Annotated in this window: 4 protein-coding genes and 1 tRNA gene; all 5 read right to left on the bottom strand. The window is 39.6% G+C overall.

Going from position 1 to position 3,002, the window contains the following annotated elements:
- Positions 1-101: 101 nt before the first annotated feature.
- A tRNA-Val gene (locus AACZ30_RS13640) sits at positions 102-176 on the bottom strand.
- Between the two features lie 66 nt (positions 177-242).
- The gene (locus tag AACZ30_RS13635; protein ID WP_339650059.1) at positions 243-1,433 is read right to left on the bottom strand and encodes a folylpolyglutamate synthase/dihydrofolate synthase family protein; all 1,191 of its coding nucleotides are present in this window, start codon (positions 1,431-1,433) and stop codon (positions 243-245) included.
- 30 nt (positions 1,434-1,463) lie between these two features.
- Positions 1,464-2,282, bottom strand: coding sequence for an energy transducer TonB (locus tag AACZ30_RS13630; RefSeq protein ID WP_075325908.1), 819 nt, complete (start codon positions 2,280-2,282; stop codon positions 1,464-1,466).
- A gap of 8 nt (positions 2,283-2,290) precedes the next feature.
- A complete protein-coding gene (locus AACZ30_RS13625; protein ID WP_075325907.1) occupies positions 2,291-2,683 on the bottom strand; it encodes a biopolymer transporter ExbD in 393 nt (130 codons plus the stop codon).
- Position 2,684: 1 nt separating this feature from the next.
- On the bottom strand, positions 2,685-3,002 hold a 318-nt coding region (locus AACZ30_RS13620; RefSeq protein WP_339650056.1), incomplete at its 5' end, for a MotA/TolQ/ExbB proton channel family protein.

Raw genomic sequence — 3,002 nt, 5'->3', positions numbered from 1 at the left:
TGCTCTGAACCAACTGAGCTACGCGCCCTAAATATCAATAAAACTAAAGCTTTCAATAAGCTAAAAAAAGGCTTCCTTTTATAGAAGCCTTTTTAATTCTGTGGGCGCGAAGGGATTCGAACCCCTGACCCCTTGGGTGTAAACCAAGTGCTCTGAACCAACTGAGCTACGCGCCCTATTCCTGAATGCGGATGCAAATATAGATTAGTTTTTAATCTACACCAAGAAAAATTTCAAAAAAATTAAATTATTTCTGCAACGGTAAAAGTGCTACCTCCAACAAACACCAGATCTTCATCCAGGGCCGCTTCTACCGCGGCATCGTAGGCTTCTGAAACCGAATTAAATAAGCTCCCTTCCAACCCAAATTTAGCAGCTTTTTGTCGTAATATTTCCGTTTCCAATCCGCGAGGAACATCGGGTTTTGAAAAATAATAAATTGCCGATATAGGAAATAATGGAAGAATTTTATCTAAATCTTTATCGTTTACCACACCCAATACAATATGTAAGTGTTGAAACTTTTCTTTTTTAAGCTGTTTAAAAACCAGGCTTAAACCTTCGGTATTATGTGCGGTATCACAAATCACTTTTGGTTTTTCCTGTAATATATCCCAACGCCCCTGCAACGAAGTATGCAATTTCACACTATTAAGTCCGTTTCTTAGACCATCTTCGGGAATCTCCCAGCCTTTGTTACGTAATACTTTTACCGCTCCCAGCACACTTTTTATATTCTTGTTCTGATAATCGCCTTTAAGATCGGTATGATATTTATGGAATTTTAAATCTTCAGCAAAATAAATTTCTGAGTTATGTTGCTTAGCCTTTTCAGTAAAAATATCTGTAGTTTCTTTTTGTTTTTCACCAATAACTACAGGAATATTATCTTTTATAATTCCGGCTTTTTCTGAGGCAATTTTGGCTAAAGTATCTCCCAGGAACGCAGTATGATCTAAGCCTATATTAGTGATTACCGAGACTTCGGGAGTAATTATATTAGTAGAATCTAAACGACCACCCAGGCCTACTTCAATTACAGCAATATCTACCTTTTCCCTTGCAAAATGATCAAAAGCCATCCCTACGGTCATTTCAAAAAAGGAAAGTTCATTTTCGGTTAAAAAATCTCTGTTCTCATTGATGAATCCAACAACATTTTTCTTCGGAATAAATTTTCCGTTTACCTTAATACGCTCTCTAAAATCTTTTAAATGCGGAGAAGTGTACAAACCCACTTTATAGCCAGATTCCTGTAAAACAGAAGCTAACATATGGCTGGTAGAACCTTTCCCGTTAGTTCCTGCTATATGAACCGATTTGAATTTTTGATGAGGATTGCCTAAATGTTTGGCAAGTTTAATGGTGCGGGAAAGATCTTTCTTGAATGCCTGTGCTCCTACTCTTTGGTACATAGGCAACTGCTGAAACATCCATTCAACAGTTTTGGTATATGCTTCCACTTATTCAGAAAGTTTGAAATTATAAATAATTGTACCCACCTGGCGCGAAGGTGCGTTGTTATCGCTATTAAAGCGAGTAGCCATTGCCGCTCTTCTGGCAGGATCTGTAAGACAGGACGCACTGTTAGTTGTTCCTTTTACACCCGGCGTGGCATTAATAACCTGCCCGTTTTGGTTAACTTCTATACGCACTACCACTATCCCGGATTCATTACAATCCTGTACAAATTTTTCTTTATTTATTGCCCGTCTTCCACCTAAGCGATAATTACCATCACCATCCAGGCCAGAGCCACTACCATAATAGGAACTCGCGTTAGGATCACCATCTGGATCGCCTTTATCGCCGGCTTGATTATCGTTACCTTCTCCACCGCTTTCGGTTCCCGATCTTTCTGGACCGTTTAAAATACTACTCATAGCATCGGTAGTAGATTGGTCTGGTTTGGGTTCTGGCTTTTTAGCCGGGGGTTGTTCTACAGGCTTTTCCGGTTTCTTCTCAACTACTGGCTTTGGCTTTTGTTTTTCCTGAATTACCGGAGCTTCTTCAATTTGCTGTGTTACCACTTCTTCTTCCACAACCGGTTCTGGCTGCGTTTGAGTTTCGGGAACGGTAGTTTGCTGAGGAGCAGATTGTACCGGCTCGGTAGGTTGCTCTTCTCCTGAACCAACTTCAGAAGTTCCAAAATTTATAGCAATACCACTCTCTGGTGGGGGATCTAAATATTTAAAGCCTAACAGAAATAGCAATGCAATTAACAGCACGTGTAAGATAACCGTGATGGTAAAAGATTTTTTTTCGTGTTTGGTTTCTAACATGATTAGATTTATTCGGGTTTAACCGCCAGAACGATTTTATAACTATTTCGGTTTGCGATATCCATAACATTTACTGCCTTTTCTATTGGCACACCTTCTTCTGCTCTTAAAATAATGGTTGGCTTTTCTTCGCCTGCCAGTTTGGTTTTTAAAGTACTTTCTAATGCCGACTGTGAAATACGTTCATCGTCTACATAGAACTGAAGGTCTTTAGTGATGCTTACCGCTACATTTTGAACACTGGTTGTTTTTCCTTTAGCCTTTGGAAGTATTAGGTCTAAGGCTTCTGGAGTAATTACCGGCGAGGTGAGCATAAAAAAGATCAACAACAGGAATACAATATCTGTCATTGAGCTCATACTGAACTCGGGGCTTACTTTATTTCTTCCTCTTAAATTCATATTAAGCGGGCTCGTTTAACAGGTCAAGGAAATCTACTGCGGTAGCTTCCATTTGGTGTACAACTTTATCGGTTTTCACCACTAAGTGGTTATAACCTATATAAGCGATAATACCAACAATAAGTCCGGCAACGGTTGTGGTCATCGCGGTATAAATACCCTCAGCGAGTGCTCCCATTTGTGCCTGCCCACTACTTGTTGCCAATTCATGAAATGCAATTACCATACCTATAACTGTTCCAAGGAAACCAATCATTGGAGCTGCACCTGCAATAGTAGCCAAAATACTTACATTCTTCTCCAGTTTGTAAACTTCTAA

This window comes from uncultured Salegentibacter sp., assembly GCF_963972535.1.
In the GTDB taxonomy this organism is placed as follows: domain Bacteria; phylum Bacteroidota; class Bacteroidia; order Flavobacteriales; family Flavobacteriaceae; genus Salegentibacter.
This window is presented reverse-complemented; position numbering and strand designations above follow the sequence as displayed.

Excerpts from the sequence above, each read along its gene's own strand:
- AACZ30_RS13625 (WP_075325907.1), bottom strand. The coding sequence starts at position 2,683 with ATGAATTTAAGAGGAAGAAATAAAGTAAGCCCCGAGTTCAGTATGAGC.
- AACZ30_RS13630 (WP_075325908.1), bottom strand. The coding sequence starts at position 2,282 with ATGTTAGAAACCAAACACGAAAAAAAATCTTTTACCATCACGGTTATC.
- AACZ30_RS13635 (WP_339650059.1), bottom strand. The coding sequence starts at position 1,433 with ATGTTTCAGCAGTTGCCTATGTACCAAAGAGTAGGAGCACAGGCATTC.